Source organism: Winogradskyella sediminis (genome assembly GCF_003387355.1).
Taxonomy (GTDB): Bacteria; Bacteroidota; Bacteroidia; order Flavobacteriales; family Flavobacteriaceae; genus Winogradskyella; species Winogradskyella sediminis.
In genome coordinates this window covers 766238-790083 of the sequence record NZ_QUNH01000002.1, presented here as the reverse complement: position 1 = coordinate 790083, position 23846 = coordinate 766238, and the positions used below count along the sequence as shown (strand labels likewise).

Genomic DNA, 23846 nt, shown 5'->3' with positions numbered 1-23846 from the left:
TGTCTTTTAGAAGAATATTTCTTGAAAACTATCATTGTCAATAACTCCTTCATCTTTAAGATAATCTCTACACCTATTTATTTTGTTTAATTCTTTTAAGGTATGGTCTCTGTCTTTCATTAAGTGTTGACTATCCAATTTGATTGTGCCTCCTGTAATTACATAATTGTTATCGTCATTACCAGTATCTAATTTAATAGCATATAATCTCAACCACCTATTTCGTGATTTCTGCTCTTGAAGTAATTTAGCAGTATATTCATTATTGTTTAGGTTCTTAAACAAATCGTATAATTGATTAGGTTCTTCACTTGCCAATTCAATTAATTTATTTCTCAAAAACTTTGCCTCTTTTTGAACTTTTTCAATAGCTTGCTCTATAGTTATATCTAAATCTTGTTTATTATCTTCAAAAAACTGAAAAAGATACATTGGGTCAGCCCATTCATCAAACACTCTTTCTAATTCATCTAATTCTTCTTCAGCGAATTTGAATGCATATAAATGTGGTACAAATGTATCAATTATTTTCATTAAATCAACCTGTGGGTTTATTTTTTTTTAATTTATTTAACTATTTATTCTCTAATCTTATTTGCCATTTGAAAACATTTCAGCTAAAGCTTCACCTTGGGCTAATACTTTGTCTGCTTCCATTTTTGCTATATCTGGTGGGTAACCGTAACGCATTAGTATTTTCTTTACGGTTAATCTTAATTTTGCTCTTACATCATCTCGTTTACTCCAATCGACTGTGGCGTTTTTTCTAATAACATCAACAATGGTGTGAATCAACTCTTTCATTTTATCATCTTCTAAAGTTCTTTGCTGAACTTAAATCTGATTGTCCTAAAAGGCTATTTCCTTCGGATAAAAACAACATAGAGTTAGCAATAGTTACCCATTTAAGATTGGTAAAGTATGGCTGTAGTTTTGTTATGATGTAATAGAATTGTTTATTATCACAATTTAGATGGACTTTGACATCTAAATTACTAAAGTCTTTAGCTGTAAGTAGCTTATGAAAATTATGTACTGTTGTAAAGTCTTCTTTCAGCATATCTACTCTTAACTGCAATGCTTTTAACACCGTTAAAAGTGCATTTGTGTCACCACTAAAACCAAAATAGTTTTTAGGTGTTTTTTCCTTTTTGGGTTTTGGTGCTGGTGCTTGTTTTAATTTAGGAACGATTTCTTTAAAATAGTCCTTCTCATTTTCAAGCCATTTTTTAATCGTCTTTATATATTGTTTTTCACCTTTATTATAGATTTCCGTTAAGGTACGCTGTTTAAATCGGTGGTTTTCGTTAAGTACATCAATACTTAATTTTTCAGCTTGTGATATTAAACCTTGCTTTTGAAGTTTGGTAGTATCAATTAATGATAAGATATGTTGTGTACGTCTATATAGAGAAGCTACTAATTCTGTTGGTGTTACCAATTTTGCAGTCACCATACCCAAATAGCGATTCCTACGAGTGACTTCTTTTACAAAAGGCAATGATTTAGTAAGTTGTGGTTTTAAAGGACTAAAAAAGGGTAAATCAAAAGGAAATGCTTTTAGCCATTTTTGATAAGTGCTATACAATAAATTAAGGTCTGTTTTCTCTTGTGCAGGTTTATACTTGTTTACTTCAGTTAGGAATTTTAATAATGCTTTACATTTATCTTTAGGAAATTTTCCATCTTTTCTTTGAAGATTTAACTCAACAAGCTCTAAATATATGTGAGAACCTACAGCAGGTGTACCCATACTCCAGAAACATAATTCAAAATATTCTGTAATAGCATCAAACCAATCGTCCTCATTAATATTTTGCTCTATGGTATGCCACGTATAATCAACTGCTTTTAAAACCCAAATAGGTATTTGACCATAAACTTTTGCTTTGTCGAATTTAAAACGTTTATAAAAATCAGCGTGATTATCACAACAAAAGGGAAAACGCTCTAAATAGTCTGTGAGTAGTTTATAATTATGTTTGTGTGAATGACAACAGTTAGGATAGTTTTCTGCAAATTCATAGCCTTCAGGCTTCTGAATTTCAAATGGGTGTATGATAAATTCTTTAGCATCAATTTCAATAAATGGCTTTTCCATAGGCTATAAATCTAATTTAATACGGTTGGCAGCTTCTTGCTTCTTTTGGTCAATTACCTTGGCATAAATCTGCGTTGTTTTTAACTCTTTATGCCCTAATAATTTTGAAACAGTGTAAATATCGCTTCCTAAAGTTAACTGTAATGTTGCATAAGTATGTCTCGCACAATGAAAAGTTATTGACTTTGTTATTCCTGCTTGCATTACCCATTGTTGCAATTTTAAGTTTGTCCAGGCACTATAATGCAACCCTTTAAAAACTGTTTCTGTAGGTTCACCTGCTTCACCTAATAATTCTCGTGCTTGTTCAGAAATTGGCAAAGTTTCACTTCCTTTGGTTTTCTTTTGTCTAAATCTAATGTAATTACCATTCTCTTTAGAGTGTTGCACTTCTGACCACGTTAGTTTTTCAATGTCACTCCAACGCAAACCCGTAAGACAACTAAAGATAAAAGCTTTTTTAAGCTCTGGAAGTTCACATTCTACCTTTACCAAGGCTTGCACCTCTTCCAATGTTAAAAACTCTCTTTGTGGCTCTCCTTGTTTAAAATTAGATACTTGTTCAGCAGGATTGATTCTTAATATACCATCCTTTACTGCTTGTTTTAAAGCTGCATTAAGCTTACCGAAGTATGAATACTTTGAATTTTGAGAAAGCTTCTTATTTGCCCTCCCTATAGCTTCTTTATCGAGGTACTCTTTAAAATCCTCAACAAACTTTTTGTTAATGTGTGAAAACGCTATATCGTGAGGTTTAAACTTCTTGAGATGTTTAATTACACTTTGCCAATTACCATAATTACCTTTACTATTACTACGTTTTTCTGCAAGGACTTCCATATATGTTATGAAATGCCCTTTAAGCTTTTCCTTATCTTGAAAGTTATATAAACCGTTTTGAATTTCTAAATGCTTTTTAGCACGTATGCTTTCGGCTAATTCTAAATTCTTTCGGTTTTCTTCCTTTTGTGCCTTGGTTAGTTTGCCTTTTTCGGGTTCTGGAATCAAGTACAGCTTTAGGTATTCATAGCTGCGCTGTCCATTTTCATAGTAATCTAAATACAAACTAATCTTGCTTCCTTTTTTTCGTTGTCTTAAAGTAACTTTCATAATGGTACGGTTAATTAAACAAGCTTTCTATTTGCCATCGGGCAACAATGTGTTTCCTTCCCATAGGGACTGCTTTAAGCTGTCCTCGCTTAACCATTCTTTGAATAGTCCATCTACTAACACCTAATAATTCAGATGCTTCAGAAATACTTAAAAAGTCTTTATATGCTATACTATTGGGATTGGAAACTTCTGTACTGCCTTGCTTTTGTTGAATATCTTCTTGCAGACTGTCTTGAACTTTTTCTTCTCGTTTAAGTTGTTTGTAATGTCTGCTGTTACATTTATGGCCACAATATTTTGTTACTGTAGTTCTTGCTATGAAAGCTTTACCACAATAAAGACACGTTTTTGGAATTTTTAAATTACTGCTCATAAATGGTGCGTTATGTAGTGATATGGTGCAACGTGGGGCAATATGGTGCAGAATTTCGCCAATATTTGTTGGCAACAAGTTTGGGCAACAAACTTGAATAATGGGCAACAAATAGACAACAAAGATAGCCTAAAAAGAACTAAAAGGCAACAAAAAAGAGAAGTAAATATTATATAATATCAACAAAAGCAAGTAGTTAACAATAAATAGAAGTATAATTACTTCCCGATGCAGAAATTAGCAAAAATATTCCCTAGCAAATCATCATTGGTTATCTCACCTGTAATCTCACCAAAATGGTATAAGGCTTGGCGTATATCAATAGCCATTAAATCACCAGACAATCCAGTCTCTAAACCGTCTTTCACCTTCTGAACTTCTTCAAAGGCTTTCAATAAAGCATCATAATGACGTGAATTGGTTACTATAGTTTCGTTATTTCTTAAAGCGCCTGTGTTTATTAAATTGAGAAGTGTGTTGGTTAACTGTTCTACACCAAACCCTGTTTTTGCAGACAATAGCAAGACATCGGCAATAGTTTTATTGATATCTGCCAATTGAAGGTCTGATAGCGTATCAATTTTATTGGCTATAATTAACAATGGCTTTTGAGGATATCTGTTTCTTATCTTTTCAATTTCTAAACGTACATTTTCAAGATTATCAATATTTTTTTGGGCATCAAAGAGGTAAATAGTGACTTGCGATTGCTCAATCTTTTCAAATGTCTTTTTAATTCCAATACTCTCAACGACATCTTCTGTTTCTCGGATACCTGCGGTATCAATAAATCTAAAACCAATACCTCCTATAGAAATTTCATCTTCAATGGTATCTCTTGTGGTTCCGGCTATTTCAGACACAATAGCACGGTCCTCATTTAAAAGTGCATTTAACAAAGTCGATTTACCCACATTAGGCTCTCCAACTATAGCTACAGGAATACCGTTTTTAATCACGTTTCCAACAGCAAATGAATCTATCAAACGTTTCAATACAAAAGTGATACGCTCTATCAACTGCTTAAATTGTGTACGGTCCGCAAACTCTACGTCCTCTTCTGCAAAGTCTAATTCTAACTCTATTAGCGATGCAAAATTCAAAAGCTCTTCACGCAATTTCGCTATTTCAGAAGAAAATCCTCCACGCATCTGCTGCATGGCAATTTGGTGTGACGCTTCGTTATCACTAGAGATTAAATCTGCCACAGCTTCTGCCTGACTCAAATCTAATTTCCCATTTAAAAATGCACGTAAGGTAAATTCACCAGCAGTAGCCATTCTACAACCCTGTCTTAAAAATAACTGAATAATTTCTTGTTGTATATAAGACGATCCATGACAAGATATTTCAACAACATTTTCACCTGTATACGAATTAGGATCTTTAAATACAGAGACCAAAACCTCATCAATGGTTTTATCTACATCCATAATATGACCTAAATGAATGGTATGCGTCGCTTGTTTCTTTAAATCTTTATTAGAGATAGACTTAAAACACGATGATGCAATAGTGATTGCATCAGCTCCTGATAATCGTATAACTGCAATGGCACCACTTCCTGATGGTGTTGCTAATGCGACAATGGTATCGTTATGCATCTTTTAAATTTTATTACAAAAGTATTGTAATTTATGGGATTCTTTCAACTTTATAATTATCAACTTTAAGAGTTCGTGTTATTATTCCCGGTATTTAAGCTTTGTTTTTATATTTGCAAGATTATAACGTTTAACGAGAATATTAGATTTAAAATAGTATCATGAAAAATGTATTAATCTTCACCATTATTGGACTTTTACTTTTTGGGTGTAAACCTGAAGAAAAACGAACAGACTTCATAATTAACGGAAAGGCTGAAGGTGTCTATAACGGTGTAAGAGCTTATTTAAAAAAGGTTGAGAAAAAAGGCAGAGAACGCATTATAGATACAGCCGTAGTTATTAATGAAAAATTTAATTTCTCAGGAAAAGTCTTATATCCTACGCTTTCAGTAATTGAAATCAATTCAGTTAATGGCAAATTGAAATTCATGCTTGAAAATAGCTCCATAGATATTACAATCGACAAATCTAACTTATCTCAATCTAAAATTGAAGGTTCTGCATCACAAGACGATTACCAAAAGTATCAAGAGGATTTACAAGCGTATCGTAAAGAAGTCGCTAATATTAGAACCGAATTAAGAAACAATAGATCTAGCCATGTTTTAACTCAGAGAGACTCATTGATGAAAATAGCGAGTATCGCTGAGAAGAAGTATCAAGAACTTCCGCTTAAATTTATTAATAGCCATCCAAGCAGTTACTACAGTTTGGCCTTAATTGAGCAAGAATCTGCTAATAAGAATGCTAATATTGACAATTATTTAGCGGCTTTTAATAGTCTAGATCCTGAATTACAATCTTCACCTAAAGGAATATCACTAAAAATAGCTTTAGACAATTTACTAACGGTTTATCAAAAAAAATCTAGAGTTGAAATTGGCAAAATTGCACCTAATTTTAAAGGTACAACTCCCAACGGCACTACGGTTAGCCTGAATGAGGTTAAAGGTAAAGTAACTATTATAGACTTCTGGGCTGCATGGTGTGGACCTTGTCGTAGAGAAAATCCAAATGTGGTTAAAATCTATAATACTTATCACAACGACGGATTAGAAATTATTGGTGTTTCATTAGATGGAGCGCGTGGTCAAAAAAACCCTAAACAAGCATGGATCGACGCTATTGCTAAAGACAATTTAACTTGGACACAGGTATCTAGCTTACAATACTTTAAAGACCCAATTGCAGAACTATATAATATTAATGCGATTCCTGCAACGTTTATTTTAGATGCTGAAGGAAAAATTGTAGCTAAAAATCTGAGAGGTTATGCTTTAGAAGCCAAAGTAAAAGAACTCTTAAGTCAATAAGTCTTAACCATTTATTTCACTACACACCACCTAACCCTAATTACTAAGCAAAAACACAGAAATGTTATAACAGATATTTATTTTAATTTACCTGTTTTATAAAGTACAAAAAGAATAATGATAGGCACAGCTAGTAGGCCAACATAACCAATATTAGTTGTAAATAAACTTGGCATCATAATTAATGTTACCGCATAACCACCGACAGCTCCACCAAAATGGGCATCGTGTCCTATATTGCCTATTCTCTTTTTCATGCCGTAAATGGAATACAGTAAATATCCAATACCAAATACATAACCAGGAATTGGAATTGGTATAAAGTACATATACAATTTCATGTCGGGTTGTAATAAAATCGCTGCATATAAAATCCCTGTAACGGCACCACTAGCTCCAATAGCACTGTACCAATACTCATCTTTATGAAAATAGAGCGAAAGTAAATTTCCAAAAACCAAACTCGCAACATAGATGATAATAAAGTTGAAAGAGCCTAACTGCAAAATTACAGCATCTGCAAAAAAATACAGCGTAAACATATTAAACAACAAATGCGTAACATCTGCGTGTAAAAAACCAGAGCTAAACATTCTAATCTGTTCTCCACGTTTTATACTCCCCACATTAAACTTATATTTCTCAAAAAATCCGCGATCATCAAAACCTTTAAAAGACATGATAGCATTGGCTGCAATAATCACAATGGTAACTAAACTTATACCTAAATTGTCCATAAACTCTAATCCTATAAATCAAATATAATATATATTTGTACTTCAACACTAATATACCTAAATGCAACTTATTTCTTACATTATAATCTACCCAATTCTTTGGATTATTTCAATATTACCGTTTAGATTGCTTTATGGATTATCTGATGTTTTATGCTTTTTTATGTATAGAATTATTGGGTATAGAAAAGTAGTTGTCAAGGAAAATTTAAGATTAGTTTTTCCTGAGAAATCAGAAGAAGAAATTTCTGTAATCACAGGTAAATTCTATCACCATTTTTGTGATATGATGGTTGAAGCTATAAAATCATTGACCATTACTGAAGCACAAATGAATAAACGCTTTAAGTTTACAAATATTGAAGTCTTACACGACCTAGAAAAAAAACAGCGCAGTATAATTTTAATGTGTGCACACTACGGCAGTTGGGAGTGGATTTTTATTCTACAAAAACACGTTAAACACAAAGGCTACGCGGTTTATAAACGTTTAGCAAACAAATATTTCGACAGACTGGTTAAACGTATTAGAGCTAAGTATAATTCGCACTTAATTACAACTAAAGAAACCTTTAATGTCCTTCTTAAAAGTAAGAAAAAAGGAGAATTAACCATCAATGGCTTTGTATCCGACCAAACTCCAAAAGTAAATAAAGCGTTTCATTGGAATGAGTTCATGGGCATCAAAGTACCAATGTATACAGGTGCAGAAACCTTAGCCAAAAAACTAGATATGGCTGTGGTATTTTTTAGTGTAAAACGTATTAAGCGTGGTTATTACGAGACCACATTTAAGACCATTGCAGAACAACCAAAAGCCTTTGAGGACTACGAAATCACCGATATATTCTTTAAACTTGTAGAAGAACAAATATTTGAAGCTCCAGAATTTTACCTATGGACACATCGACGCTGGAAACACAGAAACAGAGTACCCGAAAAATTTCGTTAATGAACGACTTCATTTATAGCTACAGCATGCTAATTTATACGAAAAATCCATAACAACAGATATTAATCCAATTTAAACCAAGCATCTATATTAGTTACTGAACTTGGTTTATCAATTAATGTTTTGTGGATAAATTCATTATTACTTTTAGAATATTCATAATCTTTTGCCCAAGATTCATGATTTTTTGCTAGATCTAAAATACTATCACAAACATAATTAATCTCTGCATTTGTTGTTGTCGGATGGATAGACATACGAATCCAACCTGGCTTTCTTACTAAATCTCCAATAGAAATTTCATTAGTTAACTCGTGAGACATTTGTTGATCGACGTGTAATAAAAAATGACCATATGTCCCAGCACAACTGCAACCACCACGCGTTTGAACACCAAATTTATCATTCAATAGTTTTACAGCCAAATTAAAGTGTAAATCATCAATATAAAACGAAATCACTCCTAAACGATCTCTATGTTGACCTGCAAGAATATTAATATTAGAAATACCTCCTAATTTTTTAAATATAATTTGAACCAATTCATGCTCGCGCTTTAAAATATTAGACACTCCCATTTGTTCTTTTAAATTGATGGAAAGTGCCGTTTTTATAACTTGAAGAAATCCTGGTGTACCACCATCTTCACGGTCTTCTATGTTATCAATATATTTATGTTCTCCCCAAGGATTGGTCCAACTTACTGTACCTCCACCAGGGCAATCTGGAACCATATTTTTATATAATTTTTTATTAAAAACCAATACACCTGAAGTCCCTGGTCCTCCCAAAAATTTATGAGGCGAAAAGAAAATAGCATCTAACTGTGCATCGGTATCTTTTGGATGCATATTAATGTCTACATATGGTGCAGAACATGCAAAATCGACAAAACAGACTCCTCCGTGTTTATGCATTAATTTAGCAACATCGTGGTGCGGAATTTGAATTCCGGTGACATTAGAACCTCCAACTACTGAAGCTATTTTTATGGTACAATCTTTATAGGCAATTAATAAGTCTTCTAAGTTTTTAAGGCAAAATAAACCATCTTCATCTGGCGGAACCACCTCTACTTTTGCCATGGTTTCTAACCACGTGGTTTGGTTAGAATGGTGTTCCATATGCGACACAAATACCACCGGTTTCATCTCTTCAGGAATATGTGTATACGCTTTTAAATTCTCAGGAACTTTCAATCCTAAAATGCGTTGAAACTTATTCACCACACCTGTCATACCATTCCCTGAACAAATTAAAATATCATCGTCATTGGCATTAACATGCGTTTTAATGATATGCCTTGCTTTATGATAGGCCTTGGTCATTGCTGTACCAGAAACTGTTGTTTCAGTATGTGTATTAGCAACAAAGGGTCCAAAATCGTTCATTAACTTCTCTTCAATTGGTCTGTATAAACGACCAGAAGCAGTCCAATCTGTATAGATGATTTTTTGTTCTCCATAAGGAGATTGAAACTTTTGATTTTGGCCAATAATATGTTGTCTAAATTGACTAAAATAATGTTCTAATTCCGTGGTTTCTGTTGTATTTGTTTCTAAAATCATCCTACTATCATTTTAGGTATAACACCTATATAATTCTATCTAATCTTAAACCTACTAAATATTAGCAATTGCTTTAATTTCTGCTATAATACTATCTGCTAAAGTATCTGCTGCTTCTTGAGATGGAGCTTCGGTATAAATTCTAATAATTGGCTCAGTATTACTCTTACGAAGGTGTACCCAACTATCTGCAAAATCTATTTTAACTCCATCGATTGTCGTTAAATTCTCATGACTATAGTTAGCTTCCATTGATTTTAAAATACTATCAACATCTAATTCTGGTGTTAATTGAATTTTCTTTTTACTCATGAAGTAATTTGGGTACGACGCTCTTAACTCACTTACTTTCATTTTCTTTTCAGCTAATAAGCTTAAAAATAAAGCGACTCCGACGAGTGCATCTCTTCCATAATGAGATTCCGGATAAATAATACCTCCATTACCTTCGCCTCCAATAACGACATTGTTTTTTTTCATTAAGGTTACAACGTTGACTTCACCAACAGCGCTGGCTTCATATGTACCTCCATGTTTTTCGGTAACATCGCGTAACGCACGTGTAGAACTCATATTACTCACCGTATTACCTGGATTTTTACTCAATACATAATCGGCACAAGCTACCAAGGTATATTCTTCACCAAACATTTCACCAGTTTCATCCATAAATGCTAAACGATCTACATCTGGATCTACTACAATTCCGAAATCGGCATGCTCCTTTACAACCGCTTTAGCCAAATCACCCAAATGTTCTTTTAAAGGTTCAGGGTTATGCGGAAAGTGACCTGTTGGGTCGCAATATAATTTTACAGGCTCTACTCCTAAACGTTCTAATAATAATGGAATAGCAATCCCTCCTGTAGAATTTACACCATCGACAACGACTTTAAAATTTGCATCTTGAATAGCTTTAGTATTAACCAACTCTAGGTCTAAAACTTCATCAATATGAATATCAATATAAGCATCATTAACCGTTATTTTTCCTAAATCATCAACCTCAGCAAAATTCATCGCATTAGATTCAGCAATTTCTAGAATCTTCTGTCCTTCTTCACCATTTAAAAATTCACCTTTTGCATTTAAAAGCTTTAAGGCATTCCATTGTTTTGGGTTGTGACTTGCAGTTAATATAATACCACCATCTGCATGCTCTAAAGGCACAGCAATTTCAACAGTTGGTGTTGTAGACAATCCTAAATCAATAACGTGAATTCCGAGACCGACCAAGGTATTCATCACTAAATTCTGAATCATTTCTCCAGAGATTCTTGCATCTCTACCAACAACAACGATGTAATTATCTTTTTGACGTTGTTGTCTTAACCAAGTACCGTAAGCCGCTGCAAATTTAACAGCATCGATAGGTGTTAAATTGTCGTCTACTGATCCTCCAATAGTTCCTCTAATTCCTGAAATTGATTTTATAAGTGTCATAAATTTTTCATTTTCAACAAATATAAATAGATATACCGTTTTTAACTATTAAGTGATTATGAATTTGTAAATTCGACCTATGAATTTTCTCGCTCATATTTATCTTTCTGGAGACAATGAACTCATTACTATTGGTAACTTTGTTGGTGATGGTGTAAGAGGGAATAAGTATAAATTGTATCCTAGAGAGATCCAAATCGGCATTCAATTGCATCGCCACATCGATACGTTTACAGACGCACATCCGCTATTCAGGCAATGTACAAAACGTCTTCATAAAGGTTATGGACATTATAGTGGAGTTATAGTTGATATCTTCTTTGATCATTTTTTAGCAAAAAACTGGAAGACCTATTCAGATATTCCCCTAGATGTATACATCTCTAATTTTTATAAAAGCCTCTCGAAAAACATAGACATTTTACCTCCGCGTTTTAAACGAATAACTCCAATTATGATTGAAGGTAATTGGCTATTAAGTTATGCACGTATTGAAGGTATACAAACCGTCTTAAATGGCATGAATCAAAGAACTAAAGGCCTTTCTAAAATGAATGAAGCCACTAAAGAATTAATAGAACATTATGCTGCTTTTGAAACGGATTTTACGTTATTTTTTGAAGAATTAAAGACTTTTAGCAAAATGAAACGCATAGCAATTGAAAAGCAGTTTCAAGACGTATAGTCTATCTTTGAGGCAGACCTTCTTAGCTATAAACTACTACGACGTATTTAAAATTTTTCCGATTGTAAATTTCCGGATAGCTTTTCAATATTGCCAACCTATTATATTAAATTTGCACCACAAACAAATTTACAAGCCGTGGCTAAGCAATCTAAACTAAAACAAATACTCAAAATAATTGGCGGACTCGTTGTGTTCTTTACCTTACCTACGCTTCTCCTTTTTGGATTTATGTATTTAAAATATAATGAAGAATTACCTACTGGACAACAAGGAGCTAAAGCAGATCTATTAGCCTCAAAAATGTTAGATGCACTTGACGAAAAAGCCTATTTAAAAACTGATTATCTGGAGTGGACATTTAAGGGAAGACACCACTATAAATGGTTTAAATCTGAAAACACTTGTGAAGTACATTGGAAAGATTTTACCGTTCTTTTGGACTTTAATCAGCTTAAAAACTCAAAAGTCTTCGTTGCCAATAATGAATATAATGGTATTGAGAAACAAGACTATATAACTAAAGCAGAAGCTTACTTTAACAACGATTCATTTTGGCTTGTTGCACCTTATAAAGTATTTGATAGCGGAGTTGAGCGTCGTTTAGTTAAGACAGACGATGGTAAAAATGCCCTTTTAGTCACTTACACTTCTGGAGGTACAACACCTGGTGATTCATATTTATGGCATTTGGATGCCTCCGGAAAACCGATTAGCTTTAAAATGTGGGTAGACATTCTTCCTATTGAGGGTATAGAAGCCACATGGGAAAACTGGATTACTACAGCGAGTGGATCTCAACTTCCAACGTTTCATAAATTATTGTTCTTTGGTATAGAAATAACAGATGTTAAAGGTATTATACTCTAATAATTAACACGACCTGTATAAGCGATACAACTGCTAAGCTACACATAAATAGATTGTTGTATAATTATTCTATCAAAAAGAAGTATTAACGGTTTAACAATGTAGCTTTGTCAACCGATAATACTTCTCAATGCAACTCTATTTTGAAATGGTTGTTATAGTATAATTATTTGCTTCGCTGACCAACAAACTGTTGGCTTTTTAATTTAAATAAAACATTAAAACTTGTTAAACTACCATAACTTCTAGTTATATATTGTTGCAAATCTATTTTTTCTTGTTCACCTAAGCTACTAGAGTTTATCTTTTGTTCCATTACACGCAACCGATCGCGTACCATTGTAATTTTATGAAAGAAGGTATCTATGGGCAATTCACTAGACTTTAGATTAGGGTCACCTGGTTGCATAATTAATTTTCCACCTTTCCATTTGTCTGCAATGGTAACGACTTCTGACACATCGGACCATTTTTTTAAGATGGATTTTAAACTGCGTTCTACTTCGAAAAAACTTATGGTATCTACCTCATCTTCTGCGGCTTCAATGATCTCAAATTCTGAATCTATTTCTATCGTTTCTAATCCGTTATCCATAAAGGTTACCCAATAGTGTTTTGAGGTTACATTAGTAACGACTCCTTTTCCATATTCTGGGTGGTTAATTCTGGATCCAATTCCTAATAATTTCATAGTATATATTGTGTTATAATGCGTTATAAAAAACTAAAATAAGAAAAAAATATACCTAAAAATAGATGGCATTTACAAATGTTAAGAATTAGTAAAAGTGCATTATCATCATCTTGAGAATTCTTATTTTTATCATAATCACAATTTAAAATTGATATATTATGAAAAAACTATTATTTACTCTTTTATGCTTTACATTCTTTTTAACCGCTTCTGCGAATAATGAGCCTAAAGTTGGAGATGTTTTAACGGTAAAAATACCTGCAGATCAAAACTTTAATCATATTGAATTTCCTAGAGCTAATATTTTAATAAAACGAGGAGTTGTAACTGGGTATAAATCCGTAAATAATGAAACTGTTGTCATCGATAATATAGAAACAAAAAAGAATGGTTCTACAGTAGTTACTTTAAAGAAAAAAGATGGGTCTAAATTCTTTGGTATTTTAAAAAATGTTAAAGCTGATTATACAAAAGCCATCGCTTCAGGCGAGCTCCTTGTTGTTAAATAGGAATACCTTTAGCAGATAGATACAAAAAAACTTAGCCTTTAAAAGACTAAGTTTTTTTGTTCCTAATTTAATATTATAAGGCTTTTATAACTTTAAAAGTTTGAGTTCCTCCTTATGATAATAGTATTACGATATCGATTCTTAATATTTGTAATGTCTAAACAATACTTTAAGAACTGCTTAACTAGTTATTATTTTAACATCTGCAATGACAATATACCCTTTTAGCAAATGGTGCTACTGTCATCTATGTTAGCTGGTTGTAGGAATATTAGCGTTTCTTACGCTTGGGTTTATCTTCTTTTAGCTTCACATAAATTAACTTGGAACGTCCTCTAGAATCATCTCGTCGTTCTATTTCGAAGGCTGAGATTGAATTAATTAAGGGTGTTAGTTTCTGAAAGCCATAATTTCTTGAATCGAAATTAGGTTGTTTTTTCTGTAATAAGCTTCCTACATCACCTAAAAACGCCCAACCGTCATCATCGGCAACATCATCTATTGTTGTAGCAATAAATTTAATTTCTTTAGCTGTAATGCTATCATAGTTATTTTTAGAGATCGTTTTTGTGGTAGACTCTGAAACACTTTCTTCTGTGGCGTTTTTAAGTATCTCTATGTATATAAATTTATCGCAAGCTACAATGAATGGATTTGGAGTCTTTTTTTCTCCGATGCCATAGACTTTCATTCCAGCTTCTCGGAGACGTGTTGCTAGACGCGTAAAATCGCTATCGCTTGAGACTAAACAAAATCCATCAACTTTTTCGGAATATAAAATATCCATGGCATCGATAATCATGGCGGAATCTGTGGCATTTTTACCTGTAGTATAGCCATATTGTTGGATAGGTGTGATGGCATTTTCTAAGAGTACGTTTTTCCACTTTGATAAATGCGGTTTGGTCCAATCACCATAAATTCGTTTTATTGTAGGGTTGCCGTATTTGGCAATTTCTTCCATCATTTCTTTGACGTGTGCTGATGGTATGTTATCACCGTCTATTAATACGGCTAGTTTTATATCCATAAGATTGTTTATTGGTTTAATAATTCTAAAGATAAGGGCTTTCTACTAGAAAACCATTTTTGTTGAAATGGTTTTTTTGAGTTGCTGTTGAAATTCTACTAAAATCATCTTTCTATTTGTATTGTATTATGATTTTTGAGGTGTCTTTTAGCACTGACACACATTAGACCCAAAGGAGATCCGAAGGAATCCCTTGTTATTGGGAAGTGGAAATACTGTTGCTTTTTATCATGCCTCAAACCACTTTACCCCCCCCTTACCTACTACTAGTTACACAGTGTTTTTGCCCTATTTGCATTTTTATGACATTTTCAGCCCTATTTCGAGTCTTGGTTATAATTCTTCAAAAACTTCATATTATTTTGGATAAAATTTAAAAGATTTTCTGCAAAATGCTGTTTTTATCGCAAATTGTTCAATAGGATTATCCCCTTGTAGAGACTTTAGGGGTGTTTTGTTAGGCTAAGCGCACATGAGCAGGAATATTCTAGGTTTAATAGATTTGTTCATGTTTGATTGATGAGATATTTGTGGATTCCTGCGCGCAGGAATGACAAAATAATACTTAATAATAGCTGTACGACTGTTTGTATTTGATTGGTTTGGTGTGGTATACTTTAGTTGTTTGGGGTATAGAGTTGTTTTTATGCCAATGAAAAGTTATTGGAAAGGTTGCTCACTCAAGGATTACTGAGATACAGAAGGCTTTTTTGTTTTGAAAGTACCTTGTAAATTTTTTAGGGGTTTTGCTTTTTGAGTGGTTTTATACATTCATTTTTGAAAGATCAAAAACGAACCAAAAAGTCTTTCACTGTTGTGGGTATTTCTAATAGTCTTCCCTAGACTATTAAAACCATAATAAATAGCCCAAATAGCTTCCAAGGCTTCAGCTATTTTTTAAGGCTATTTATTACATATATTGACGACAGGGTTCAGACTAGGTCGGAATTGAAGACTTGCTAGTCTGCTCGCTATTGGATATTATCTAATAGCTATTAAGCAATTACAGATTAATTTCCCGGAGATGATACTAAACGTTACTTGCCAATTGTTCCTCTTTGTCATTCCGTTCTTGACACAAACCCTTTGACTGTGCTAAGGGCACGCTTCCAAAAAGTTAAGACAATTTGTTAGGAATTACTCATGTCTTTCTCGATACTATTTTGGAAAAGCCAAAAACGCTCGAAGTGACGATAAAGGATAATTATATGATTATGGTTTCTGTCAACATTAGCGACACGGGTCTGTGATCGCTAGTTCTGGTACTAGCATTTGAGCCAGCGTTGGCGCGCTCAAAAATCTCGTGCTCTACCTTGCCTGCTTTGGCGTTTACTTTTAATGGAAAATTACCATTGCAAAGGGGTTGACTCATAAGGATATGGTCTATAAGTAAAGGATTTTGACTGGCTGGAATGTTGAGGATGGGATCTCTAAAACGCGAGGTCCACCTTAAGTTTGCGGTATAATCGAACAAGGCGTGGTTAAAGAATTTTTCGGCTAAGAGGACTTCACCTTGTAAGTTTTGTATGAGATCGAAAAAGAGGTATTGGTTTTCAAAAAAGTCTTGTCCAGGGCCATCGTTACAATCTCCGAGAAGTACTAATCCTGGATTTTCTAGTTGGTTGAATTTAGCATCTATATAATGTCTGATATTACGGGCTTCAGTGGCTAATTTAACTCTTGCCTTTAAGGCTGTCTCTAAATATGCACCTGTGAGATTACCTTCATCGTCGCGTTGTATACTTGTAAGATTGATTTTAGATTTGAGGTGTACACCTATACACTCGATCTCTTGTCCGTTATCGAGTTCGTAAATCAGTACCTGTGGATGGCGATAATGCTTATGGTCGTCTGGTTTTATTTTTCCCCAGTAATTAACTCCCCAACGATCTGCATTAATAAAGGCTTGCCATACTTCTGCCTCCTGAAGGCGACAGCGGAATGCTATCTCTGGTTTTACAATGTACCATAGCCACTGTGTTCCTCGCATGTGATTGCCATAGTCTCGGTCACGGTCACCTATTTGGTCGTTTTCTCCTTTGAGCAGTATAGGAATCCACTGATTTTGGAGTACAACCTCACAGAATTCTACTATAGCTGCTTCTCCTTTTGGGCCTTCAACCATTAAAAGGATATCTGCATTAATAGCTTGAATTGTGTGTTGCACACGTTGCCTACGGTCTAAAATTATCTGAGAAGGGTTAGTGGCGTGTAAACGATTAGCGTGTTTAATATTCCATGTTGCGATTTTTAATGGCATAATTTTCAGTTGGTTTTAAATAATAACATTATGAATAGCAGGACAGCCTATTGAATAGGATGTCTTTACCTATCGTTTATCAGCAACGAATTATGTAAGGGTCGCTCCTTGAGGGTAAGGTGCTTAGGAATTTAGAATAAGGTACTTATTTTTATAACAGTTTGGTTTTAAAACAGATGAAGTGTGTTATAATAACTATAAAGTGCTAAAAAAATGATTGTTTTAGAATTATTGCTTGGCTTGTGAGTTATGTTCGTTGGCCTTTAATTACTAAATACTTTTTAAATCTAGGTTATGATACTTCACTTATACTACAAGGCTCTATTTCCATAAATTGATGATTATAAACACAATTTGACTACGTTTAGCTAGTCTATTGGAAGTTCAGTGGTAAAGTTTTGGTTGTTTTGGCTTTTTATTGAATGCCTATGTTATGTGATGCATTATGCTTTAGCTTCTAGGGTTATGGATAACATTTTTAGATATTGAAAACATTAATGGTAACTGTTGCCCCATAGAATGAACTTTATCACTGTTTTAAATGTCGTTTGATGCTTACTGAGTATCTTATATTTTTATTCCGAGTGGTTATTTTCTACCCTTTTCCAAATCAACTCGCTATTAAGTAAAAAACTACCGATATAATCGAAATTACAATCTGAAGGTGCAATAATGGATAGAAAGGGTTGCTTATTTTTATCGCGATATAAATGATACGTTTCACCAATAAGCGGTTCAAATGTGTATCTTGCATTGTACACTAAAGTATTGTACTCTAACTCTTTCATCATATTTTCGTATTCTGCTTTCAGCTCTAAATACTTTGCTTTTATTTGCTTATTTGCTTTATTGATGTTTCTGGCTTTCCATGTAGAATTGTCCGTAATTTGAATAGCTGGCGCACCGACATTAGTAGCATAAGGCTTTATATACGCATCGTATTGCCGTGTCTGTTCATTAAAAACAATCTGATCTGGTTTCTTTTCATTAGACATATTCCACAAGCTTTTTTACAAAGGTAAAACACCTTAATATTAAGGTGATAAGAATTTCACAGCTTTTTTTTATTAAATTTATAAACCAATTAATTAACCAGAATGAATTTTACAAAAAAAATAGGGCCCTTAAACCTCTTTATACTCTCACTTTGTGCATTGATTATAGTAGTAGCTATGTATTTATTCTTACGAGGCGATCAAAGTCATGCCCTTTTTATTGGATTATGGGTACCTACCATTCTTGCATTTGCCATCTTTTTAAAACAAATTTTCAATGGACGCCAATGACATCATGTTAACATTTTCCATATTTGTAACGGTATGCGTTATTGTATGGGCTATTTTAGTCATTAGAGCATATAACAGAATAGGCAATAAAGATTGAGGTGTCTTACTATCTGAATTATAGTATAACACGTTGCTATCGTCTATATTACATCATCTTAAAATCTAAAAGCAATTTATTCTCAATTGAAGCCTGCAGATGATCGCCTTTCTCTATAAGTCCGGCTCCACGTGCTGGAGTTCCTGTAAAAATTAGATCATCTTCTTCTAACGTCATAAAAGACGATACATAAGTTATAATTTCAGCAAAATTATAAATCATTAAGCTAGTTGTACCGATTTGTTTTTGTTCTCCATTAATTTTTAAATCGAAATATATAGCACTTAGATCCGGAAACTTAGATACTGGCAAAAATGCAGACATTGGCGAAGCACCATCAAAACCTTTGGCCAAAGCCCATGGTCCTTTATTTTCTCTGCTTGCTGCTAGCACATCCTTAGCTGTAAAGTCTATACCTACTGCAATTTCTGAAATATAAGATATAGCTTCGTTCAATAAAATAGCTTTACCACGTTTTCCTATTTTGGCTACCAGTTCCACTTCGTAGGCTAGTTGGCTGGTAATTTTAGGAAAATTGATATCACTATTACCATAAACCAAGCTCGACTCTGGTTTGGAAAATATTGTTTGTACTCCTGTTTTTAACGCGCTAATTTCTGGTACTTCATTAACGTAATTTTTACCGATACCTATGATTTTCAGATCCTTTTATCTTTCCAATTATTAAAGGACTAAAGATTATTAAACAACTTTTAAGACCATTCTAAAGTTGTGCATAAAATTTAAAACACCTCAAATACAAAACCTAGTAACCAATACAATATAAAAAATACCACAATAGTACCAATACAGCCACATTTGCCACCTCCTATTTTCTTGGCTCCCCAAGCCGCTCCTATAATTTTAAGTAATTTTTCCATGTCTGTTTGTGTTTATATCTTATAAATTTAGGTGATATTGCGTTTACAACTGAACTATAACCACATTAATATGCGCTCTATTGGTTATTTTAGACTGTTCATACAGCAATCTTTACGATTCTTTTTAACAACTATAATTTGTACCTTTGCAACTTTGCTAAAAATACAAGAGGACAAATCTATATATGAGCCCATTCAACGATTCTATTGAAGTTAAAGGTGCACGCGTTCACAACCTTAAAAACATTGACGTTACTATCCCGAGAGACAAACTGGTGGTCATAACGGGTTTATCTGGTAGTGGAAAATCATCATTGGCTTTTGATACCATTTATGCCGAAGGACAACGTCGCTATATTGAAACTTTTTCAGCTTATGCACGTCAGTTTTTGGGTAGCTTAGAGCGACCAGATGTTGACAAAATTGATGGCTTAAGTCCTGTGATTGCTATTGAGCAAAAGACTACCAGTAAATCACCACGTTCAACTGTAGGCACTATTACCGAAATCTATGACTTTTTACGTCTTCTTTATGCAAGAGCAGCAGATGCCTATAGTTATGAGACTGGTGAAAAAATGGTAAGCTATAATGATGAGCAAATTAAAGATCTCATTTTAGCCTCTTACCAAGGGAAACGGATTAATATTTTATCGCCTGTTGTTCGTTCTCGAAAAGGACATTATCGTGAATTGTTTGAGCAAATAGCCAAGCAAGGCTTTGTTAAGGTACGGACGGACGGAGACATCGTCGATATTGAAAAAGGCATGAAACTAGATCGTTACAAAACCCACGATATAGAGATTGTTATTGATAGACTAAAAATTGACGGTTCAGAAAACAATGATAAGCGCTTAATGGAGAGCATCAACACTGCGATGTATCACGGTGAAGATGTTTTAATGGTGATTGACCAAGATACCAACGAACCACGCTTTTTTAGTCGAAATTTAATGTGTCCGTCAACAGGGATTTCATATCCAAATCCAGAACCCAATAACTTTTCATTTAATTCTCCTAAAGGTGCATGCTATAACTGTAACGGTATAGGCGAATTGTACGTCGTTAACGAACGTAAGTTAGTGCCAGATGAAACCTTGTCTATAAAAAATGGGGCTTTAGCACCACATGGTCCACAAAAGAAAAGCTGGATTTTTAAACAATTTGAAACTATTGCTCAACGTTATGAATTTTCGCTGAATGATGCTTGGAAAGATATACCAGAGGCTGCTAAACAGGTTATTTTGTATGGTGGCAAAGATAAATTTACCGTAGAAAGTAAACTGCTTGGTGTTACTCGTGATTACAAAATAGACTTTGAAGGCGTTGCAAGCTTTATTGAAAGTCAGTACAACTCAGATTCTACGTCCTTAAGGCGCTGGGCAAAAGATTACATGAACAAAGTAGAATGTCCGGTGTGCGAAGGCTCTCGCTTAAAAAAAGAATCCCTTTACTTTAAGGTCGACGGAAAAAGTATTGCCGATTTGGTGCGTATGGACGTCGTAGAATTAAGTGTGTGGCTAGACGGTTTACAAGCGCGTTTAACAGCTAAACAGCAACAAATTGGAGCTGAAATTATTAAGGAAATCAAAAGTAGAGTTCAGTTTTTATTAGACGTAGGGCTCACCTACCTTAATTTAAACCGCAGTTCTAAATCCTTGTCGGGAGGAGAAGCCCAACGTATAAGATTAGCAACACAAATTGGTTCGCAGTTGGTTGGAGTCCTTTATATATTAGACGAGCCTAGTATTGGATTACACCAACGTGATAACGAAAAGTTGATTAACTCTTTGGTCTCTTTACGAGATGTCGGTAATTCTGTGATCGTGGTAGAACACGACAAGGATATGATAGAACGCGCAGACCACGTTATAGATATTGGTCCTTTTGCAGGTAAATATGGTGGAGAAATAATTAGTGAAGGCACACCAAAAGCATTACTAAAGCAAAACACACTAACAGCAGCTTATCTCAACGGTGAAAAGGAAATTGAAATCCCTAAAACCAGACGAAAAGGTAACGGTAAAAAACTAGTCTTAAAAGGATGCACAGGTAATAACCTAAAAAATATTGATGTAGAATTCCCTTTAGGTAAGATGATTGGAGTTACAGGTGTTTCAGGGAGTGGAAAATCGACGTTAATAAATGAAACACTTTACCCTATACTTAATGCACACTATTTCAATGGCGTAAAGAAACCAATGCCTTATAAAAGCATTACAGGCTTAGAGCATTTAGATAAAGTTATTGATATTAATCAATCTCCAATTGGTAGAACTCCACGAAGTAACCCGGCAACCTACACTAAAACTTTTGATGAAATTAGAAGTCTCTTTGCCAAGATTCCTGAAGCTATGATTCGCGGTTATAAGCCAGGACGATTTAGTTTTAATGTTAAAGGCGGACGTTGTGAAACTTGCCAAGGAGGTGGCTTACGTGTTATTGAGATGAATTTCTTACCAGACGTATATGTGGAATGCGAAACTTGCCAAGGTAAACGTTTTAATCGTGAAACTTTAGAGATTAGATATAAAGGAAAATCTATAAGTGATGTTTTAGACATGACTATTGAAGAAGCTGTAGATTTCTTTGAAAACATACCAAAAATCCACAGAAAACTCAAAACAATTAAGGATGTTGGCTTAGGCTATATTACACTTGGGCAACAAAGTACTACCCTTTCTGGTGGTGAAGCACAGCGTATAAAATTAGCCACAGAATTAAGTAAACGCGATACAGGAAACACCTTCTATATTTTAGATGAACCTACCACAGGGCTTCATTTTGAAGACATCAGAGTCCTTATGAAAGTCCTAAATAAATTAGCCGATAAAGGAAATACTGTTCTAATCATAGAACATAATCTCGATGTTATTAAAACCGTAGATTATATCATAGATATTGGTTACGAAGGAGGAAAAGGAGGAGGAAACCTAGTAGCTAAAGGTACACCAGAAGCCATTATTAAGGATAAGAAAAGTTACACTGCAAAGTTTTTGAAGAAGGAAATGATGTAGTGGTTGTTAGAAAATAAAAATTAAGAATTGCATCTGGTAGAACGCATACTATATTTTTATAACCTTTGAGCAGCAACTTAACACTGAATACTCAACACGAGACACTGAATTCTACCCCTTTTAGAACGAATATTAACTCAATACCTTTTCGTTTTATAAAGCCATTCTTTTATTTCATAACTTGTCTGTATTAACATAAAACCTTAATCATTATGAAAAGTATTCTCTGGCTTGTAGCCGTTATTTGTATCGTAGTATGGTTGCTTGGATTATTAGATATTATTCCTGGCATGAGCAGCAGTAGCCTCATCCATATCTTATTAGTTATTGCAATCGTCGTTATCTTATACAATATCATTTCTGGCAGAAAACCATTATAACTATAAAATTACTAAAATACTTAAGCGTATCCTTTCAATAAGGTACGCTTATTTTTTTTATTATTAAATACCAATTTCAATCTATTTAACTTAACTTTGAAGGTCTTAAAATTTAGACAAAGCCATATATCAATATGGCTTTTATATTGTTATAATAAATCATAGTAATAATAAACATATGCGAAACGAAAGTAATAGTAAACGCTGGAATGAAATAAAAACCAATGATTCTTGGGCCATATTTAAAATTATGGGAGAATTTGTTAATGGTTACGAAAAACTAAGTAAAATAGGCCCTTGTGTATCTATTTTTGGATCTGCACGTACCAAACCAGATCATAAATTTTACAAATTAGCAGAAGAAGTTGCTACTAAAATTGTAGACCACGGCTACGGAGTCATTACAGGTGGAGGACCAGGTATTATGGAAGCGGGTAACAAAGGGGCTCATATTGCAGGTGGTACCTCTGTAGGACTTAATATAGAGTTACCTTTTGAGCAACACGACAATCCCTATATCGACTCTGATAAAAGTTTAGATTTCGATTATTTCTTTGTGAGAAAAGTGATGTTTGTAAAATACTCTCAAGGTTTTGTAGTTATGCCAGGAGGTTTCGGAACCTTAGATGAACTTTTTGAAGCAATTACTTTAATCCAAACGCATAAAATTGAAACGTTCCCTATCATTTTAGTTGGAACAGAATTTTGGGGAGGATTATTTGAATGGGTAAAAACCACATTAATTGATGCAGGAAATATTAGTGCTAACGATTTAGACTTAATTCATCTTGTCGATACTCCAGACGAAGTTATCGATATACTTGATGAATTCTACAAAGAGTATGATCTTAGTCCTAATTTCTAAGCCTATCCTATTTTTAATTCATGCTATAAAATAAACTTCAAAAAAAATAATTATCAGTGATGTATCGT

Annotated in this window: 23 protein-coding genes; 8 read left to right on the top strand and 15 right to left on the bottom strand. The window is 33.8% G+C overall.

Annotation, left to right across the window (positions count from 1 at the left end; all coding sequences use genetic code 11):
• Window positions 1–6: 6 nt before the first annotated feature.
• From C8N41_RS10900 to mnmE, 6 genes are all read right to left on the bottom strand, one after another.
• Entirely contained in the window at window positions 7–534 is a 528-nt protein-coding gene (locus tag C8N41_RS10900; protein WP_115839276.1) for a hypothetical protein, read from the bottom strand.
• Window positions 535–591: 57 nt separating this feature from the next.
• Window positions 592–804, bottom strand: coding sequence for a type I restriction enzyme endonuclease domain-containing protein (locus C8N41_RS10895; RefSeq protein WP_115839275.1), 213 nt, complete (start codon window positions 802–804; stop codon window positions 592–594).
• Window positions 805–808: 4 nt separating this feature from the next.
• The gene (locus C8N41_RS10890) at window positions 809–2101 is read right to left on the bottom strand and encodes a DUF6617 family protein (protein ID WP_115839274.1); all 1293 of its coding nucleotides are present in this window, start codon (window positions 2099–2101) and stop codon (window positions 809–811) included.
• 3 nt (window positions 2102–2104) lie between these two features.
• Entirely contained in the window at window positions 2105–3211 is a 1107-nt protein-coding gene (locus C8N41_RS10885) for a site-specific integrase (RefSeq protein ID WP_115839273.1), read from the bottom strand.
• A 10-nt stretch (window positions 3212–3221) separates the two neighbouring features.
• Entirely contained in the window at window positions 3222–3587 is a 366-nt protein-coding gene (locus C8N41_RS10880; RefSeq protein ID WP_115839272.1) for a helix-turn-helix domain-containing protein, read from the bottom strand.
• A gap of 218 nt (window positions 3588–3805) precedes the next feature.
• The gene (gene mnmE / locus C8N41_RS10875) at window positions 3806–5191 is read right to left on the bottom strand and encodes a tRNA uridine-5-carboxymethylaminomethyl(34) synthesis GTPase MnmE (RefSeq protein WP_115839271.1); all 1386 of its coding nucleotides are present in this window, start codon (window positions 5189–5191) and stop codon (window positions 3806–3808) included.
• Between the two features lie 161 nt (window positions 5192–5352).
• Here mnmE and C8N41_RS10870 point away from each other — a divergent pair, with 161 nt between their 5' ends.
• Window positions 5353–6507 (top strand): TlpA disulfide reductase family protein, encoded by a 1155-nt coding sequence (locus tag C8N41_RS10870; RefSeq protein WP_249033267.1) that lies wholly within the window; start codon window positions 5353–5355, stop codon window positions 6505–6507.
• 77 nt (window positions 6508–6584) lie between these two features.
• Here the strand turns inward: C8N41_RS10870 and C8N41_RS10865 are convergent, their stop codons facing one another.
• A complete protein-coding gene (locus C8N41_RS10865) occupies window positions 6585–7244 on the bottom strand; it encodes a rhomboid family intramembrane serine protease (protein WP_115839270.1) in 660 nt (219 codons plus the stop codon).
• Window positions 7245–7305: 61 nt separating this feature from the next.
• On the opposite strand from C8N41_RS10865, the gene C8N41_RS10860 reads away from it, so the two are divergent.
• Window positions 7306–8196 carry a lysophospholipid acyltransferase family protein gene (locus C8N41_RS10860; protein WP_092447176.1) on the top strand — a complete coding sequence of 297 codons (891 nt, stop codon included), beginning with the start codon at window positions 7306–7308 and terminating at the stop codon, window positions 8194–8196.
• Window positions 8197–8258: 62 nt separating this feature from the next.
• Here the strand turns inward: C8N41_RS10860 and C8N41_RS10855 are convergent, their stop codons facing one another.
• Window positions 8259–9764 (bottom strand): aminotransferase class V-fold PLP-dependent enzyme, encoded by a 1506-nt coding sequence (locus tag C8N41_RS10855; RefSeq protein WP_115839269.1) that lies wholly within the window; start codon window positions 9762–9764, stop codon window positions 8259–8261.
• A 54-nt stretch (window positions 9765–9818) separates the two neighbouring features.
• Window positions 9819–11207 (bottom strand): phosphoglucosamine mutase, encoded by a 1389-nt coding sequence (gene glmM, locus C8N41_RS10850; protein WP_092447174.1) that lies wholly within the window; start codon window positions 11205–11207, stop codon window positions 9819–9821.
• Window positions 11208–11286: 79 nt separating this feature from the next.
• On the opposite strand from glmM, the gene C8N41_RS10845 reads away from it, so the two are divergent.
• Both C8N41_RS10845 and C8N41_RS10840 read left to right on the top strand, forming a co-directional pair.
• A complete protein-coding gene (locus C8N41_RS10845; RefSeq protein ID WP_115839268.1) occupies window positions 11287–11892 on the top strand; it encodes an acyl carrier protein phosphodiesterase in 606 nt (201 codons plus the stop codon).
• A gap of 90 nt (window positions 11893–11982) precedes the next feature.
• Window positions 11983–12762, top strand: a complete 780-nt coding sequence (locus tag C8N41_RS10840; protein WP_244266674.1) for a hypothetical protein — start codon at window positions 11983–11985, stop codon at window positions 12760–12762.
• A 166-nt stretch (window positions 12763–12928) separates the two neighbouring features.
• Here C8N41_RS10840 and C8N41_RS10835 read toward each other — a convergent pair whose 3' ends face one another.
• Window positions 12929–13453, bottom strand: a complete 525-nt coding sequence (locus tag C8N41_RS10835) for a hypothetical protein (RefSeq protein WP_092447172.1) — start codon at window positions 13451–13453, stop codon at window positions 12929–12931.
• A gap of 161 nt (window positions 13454–13614) precedes the next feature.
• Here C8N41_RS10835 and C8N41_RS10830 point away from each other — a divergent pair, with 161 nt between their 5' ends.
• A complete protein-coding gene (locus C8N41_RS10830) occupies window positions 13615–13965 on the top strand; it encodes a hypothetical protein (RefSeq protein WP_092447171.1) in 351 nt (116 codons plus the stop codon).
• A gap of 271 nt (window positions 13966–14236) precedes the next feature.
• On the opposite strand, the gene C8N41_RS10825 is transcribed toward C8N41_RS10830, so the two are convergent.
• The 5 genes from C8N41_RS10825 to C8N41_RS16955 all read right to left on the bottom strand — a co-directional run bounded on the left by C8N41_RS10825 (window position 14237) and on the right by C8N41_RS16955 (window position 19519).
• Window positions 14237–14995 (bottom strand): NYN domain-containing protein, encoded by a 759-nt coding sequence (locus tag C8N41_RS10825; protein ID WP_092447170.1) that lies wholly within the window; start codon window positions 14993–14995, stop codon window positions 14237–14239.
• A 1204-nt stretch (window positions 14996–16199) separates the two neighbouring features.
• The gene (locus C8N41_RS10820) at window positions 16200–17255 is read right to left on the bottom strand and encodes an endonuclease/exonuclease/phosphatase family protein (RefSeq protein ID WP_115839267.1); all 1056 of its coding nucleotides are present in this window, start codon (window positions 17253–17255) and stop codon (window positions 16200–16202) included.
• A gap of 575 nt (window positions 17256–17830) precedes the next feature.
• Entirely contained in the window at window positions 17831–18250 is a 420-nt protein-coding gene (locus tag C8N41_RS10815; protein WP_115839266.1) for a DUF2452 domain-containing protein, read from the bottom strand.
• Window positions 18251–18686: 436 nt separating this feature from the next.
• On the bottom strand, window positions 18687–19286 hold the full coding sequence (locus C8N41_RS10805; protein WP_262510581.1) for a fumarylacetoacetate hydrolase family protein: 600 nt from the start codon (window positions 19284–19286) through the stop codon (window positions 18687–18689).
• A gap of 95 nt (window positions 19287–19381) precedes the next feature.
• Window positions 19382–19519, bottom strand: a complete 138-nt coding sequence (locus C8N41_RS16955; RefSeq protein ID WP_170137115.1) for a hypothetical protein — start codon at window positions 19517–19519, stop codon at window positions 19382–19384.
• A 185-nt stretch (window positions 19520–19704) separates the two neighbouring features.
• Between C8N41_RS16955 and uvrA the strand changes: the two genes are divergently transcribed.
• The 3 genes from uvrA (at window position 19705) to C8N41_RS10790 (ending at window position 23778) form a co-directional block, all read left to right on the top strand.
• Window positions 19705–22533, top strand: a complete 2829-nt coding sequence (uvrA, locus tag C8N41_RS10800) for an excinuclease ABC subunit UvrA (protein WP_115839264.1) — start codon at window positions 19705–19707, stop codon at window positions 22531–22533.
• A gap of 212 nt (window positions 22534–22745) precedes the next feature.
• Window positions 22746–22913 (top strand): lmo0937 family membrane protein, encoded by a 168-nt coding sequence (locus C8N41_RS10795; protein ID WP_115839263.1) that lies wholly within the window; start codon window positions 22746–22748, stop codon window positions 22911–22913.
• A 178-nt stretch (window positions 22914–23091) separates the two neighbouring features.
• On the top strand, window positions 23092–23778 hold the full coding sequence (locus C8N41_RS10790) for an LOG family protein (protein WP_092447165.1): 687 nt from the start codon (window positions 23092–23094) through the stop codon (window positions 23776–23778).
• Window positions 23779–23846 lie beyond the last annotated feature (68 nt).

Coding starts and splice junctions, on each gene's coding strand:
- C8N41_RS10900 (WP_115839276.1), bottom strand. CDS start 534: ATGAAAATAATTGATACATTTGTACCACATTTATATGCATTCAAATTC.
- C8N41_RS10895 (WP_115839275.1), bottom strand. CDS start 804: ATGAAAGAGTTGATTCACACCATTGTTGATGTTATTAGAAAAAACGCC.
- C8N41_RS10890 (WP_115839274.1), bottom strand. CDS start 2,101: ATGGAAAAGCCATTTATTGAAATTGATGCTAAAGAATTTATCATACAC.
- C8N41_RS10885 (WP_115839273.1), bottom strand. CDS start 3,211: ATGAAAGTTACTTTAAGACAACGAAAAAAAGGAAGCAAGATTAGTTTG.
- C8N41_RS10880 (WP_115839272.1), bottom strand. CDS start 3,587: ATGAGCAGTAATTTAAAAATTCCAAAAACGTGTCTTTATTGTGGTAAA.
- mnmE (WP_115839271.1), bottom strand. CDS start 5,191: ATGCATAACGATACCATTGTCGCATTAGCAACACCATCAGGAAGTGGT.
- C8N41_RS10870 (WP_249033267.1), top strand. CDS start 5,353: ATGAAAAATGTATTAATCTTCACCATTATTGGACTTTTACTTTTTGGG.
- C8N41_RS10865 (WP_115839270.1), bottom strand. CDS start 7,244: ATGGACAATTTAGGTATAAGTTTAGTTACCATTGTGATTATTGCAGCC.
- C8N41_RS10860 (WP_092447176.1), top strand. CDS start 7,306: ATGCAACTTATTTCTTACATTATAATCTACCCAATTCTTTGGATTATT.
- C8N41_RS10855 (WP_115839269.1), bottom strand. CDS start 9,764: ATGATTTTAGAAACAAATACAACAGAAACCACGGAATTAGAACATTAT.
- glmM (WP_092447174.1), bottom strand. CDS start 11,207: ATGACACTTATAAAATCAATTTCAGGAATTAGAGGAACTATTGGAGGA.
- C8N41_RS10845 (WP_115839268.1), top strand. CDS start 11,287: ATGAATTTTCTCGCTCATATTTATCTTTCTGGAGACAATGAACTCATT.
- C8N41_RS10835 (WP_092447172.1), bottom strand. CDS start 13,453: ATGAAATTATTAGGAATTGGATCCAGAATTAACCACCCAGAATATGGA.
- C8N41_RS10830 (WP_092447171.1), top strand. CDS start 13,615: ATGAAAAAACTATTATTTACTCTTTTATGCTTTACATTCTTTTTAACC.
- C8N41_RS10825 (WP_092447170.1), bottom strand. CDS start 14,995: ATGGATATAAAACTAGCCGTATTAATAGACGGTGATAACATACCATCA.
- C8N41_RS10820 (WP_115839267.1), bottom strand. CDS start 17,255: ATGCCATTAAAAATCGCAACATGGAATATTAAACACGCTAATCGTTTA.
- C8N41_RS10815 (WP_115839266.1), bottom strand. CDS start 18,250: ATGTCTAATGAAAAGAAACCAGATCAGATTGTTTTTAATGAACAGACA.
- C8N41_RS16955 (WP_170137115.1), bottom strand. CDS start 19,519: ATGGAAAAATTACTTAAAATTATAGGAGCGGCTTGGGGAGCCAAGAAA.
- uvrA (WP_115839264.1), top strand. CDS start 19,705: ATGAGCCCATTCAACGATTCTATTGAAGTTAAAGGTGCACGCGTTCAC.
- C8N41_RS10795 (WP_115839263.1), top strand. CDS start 22,746: ATGAAAAGTATTCTCTGGCTTGTAGCCGTTATTTGTATCGTAGTATGG.
- C8N41_RS10790 (WP_092447165.1), top strand. CDS start 23,092: ATGCGAAACGAAAGTAATAGTAAACGCTGGAATGAAATAAAAACCAAT.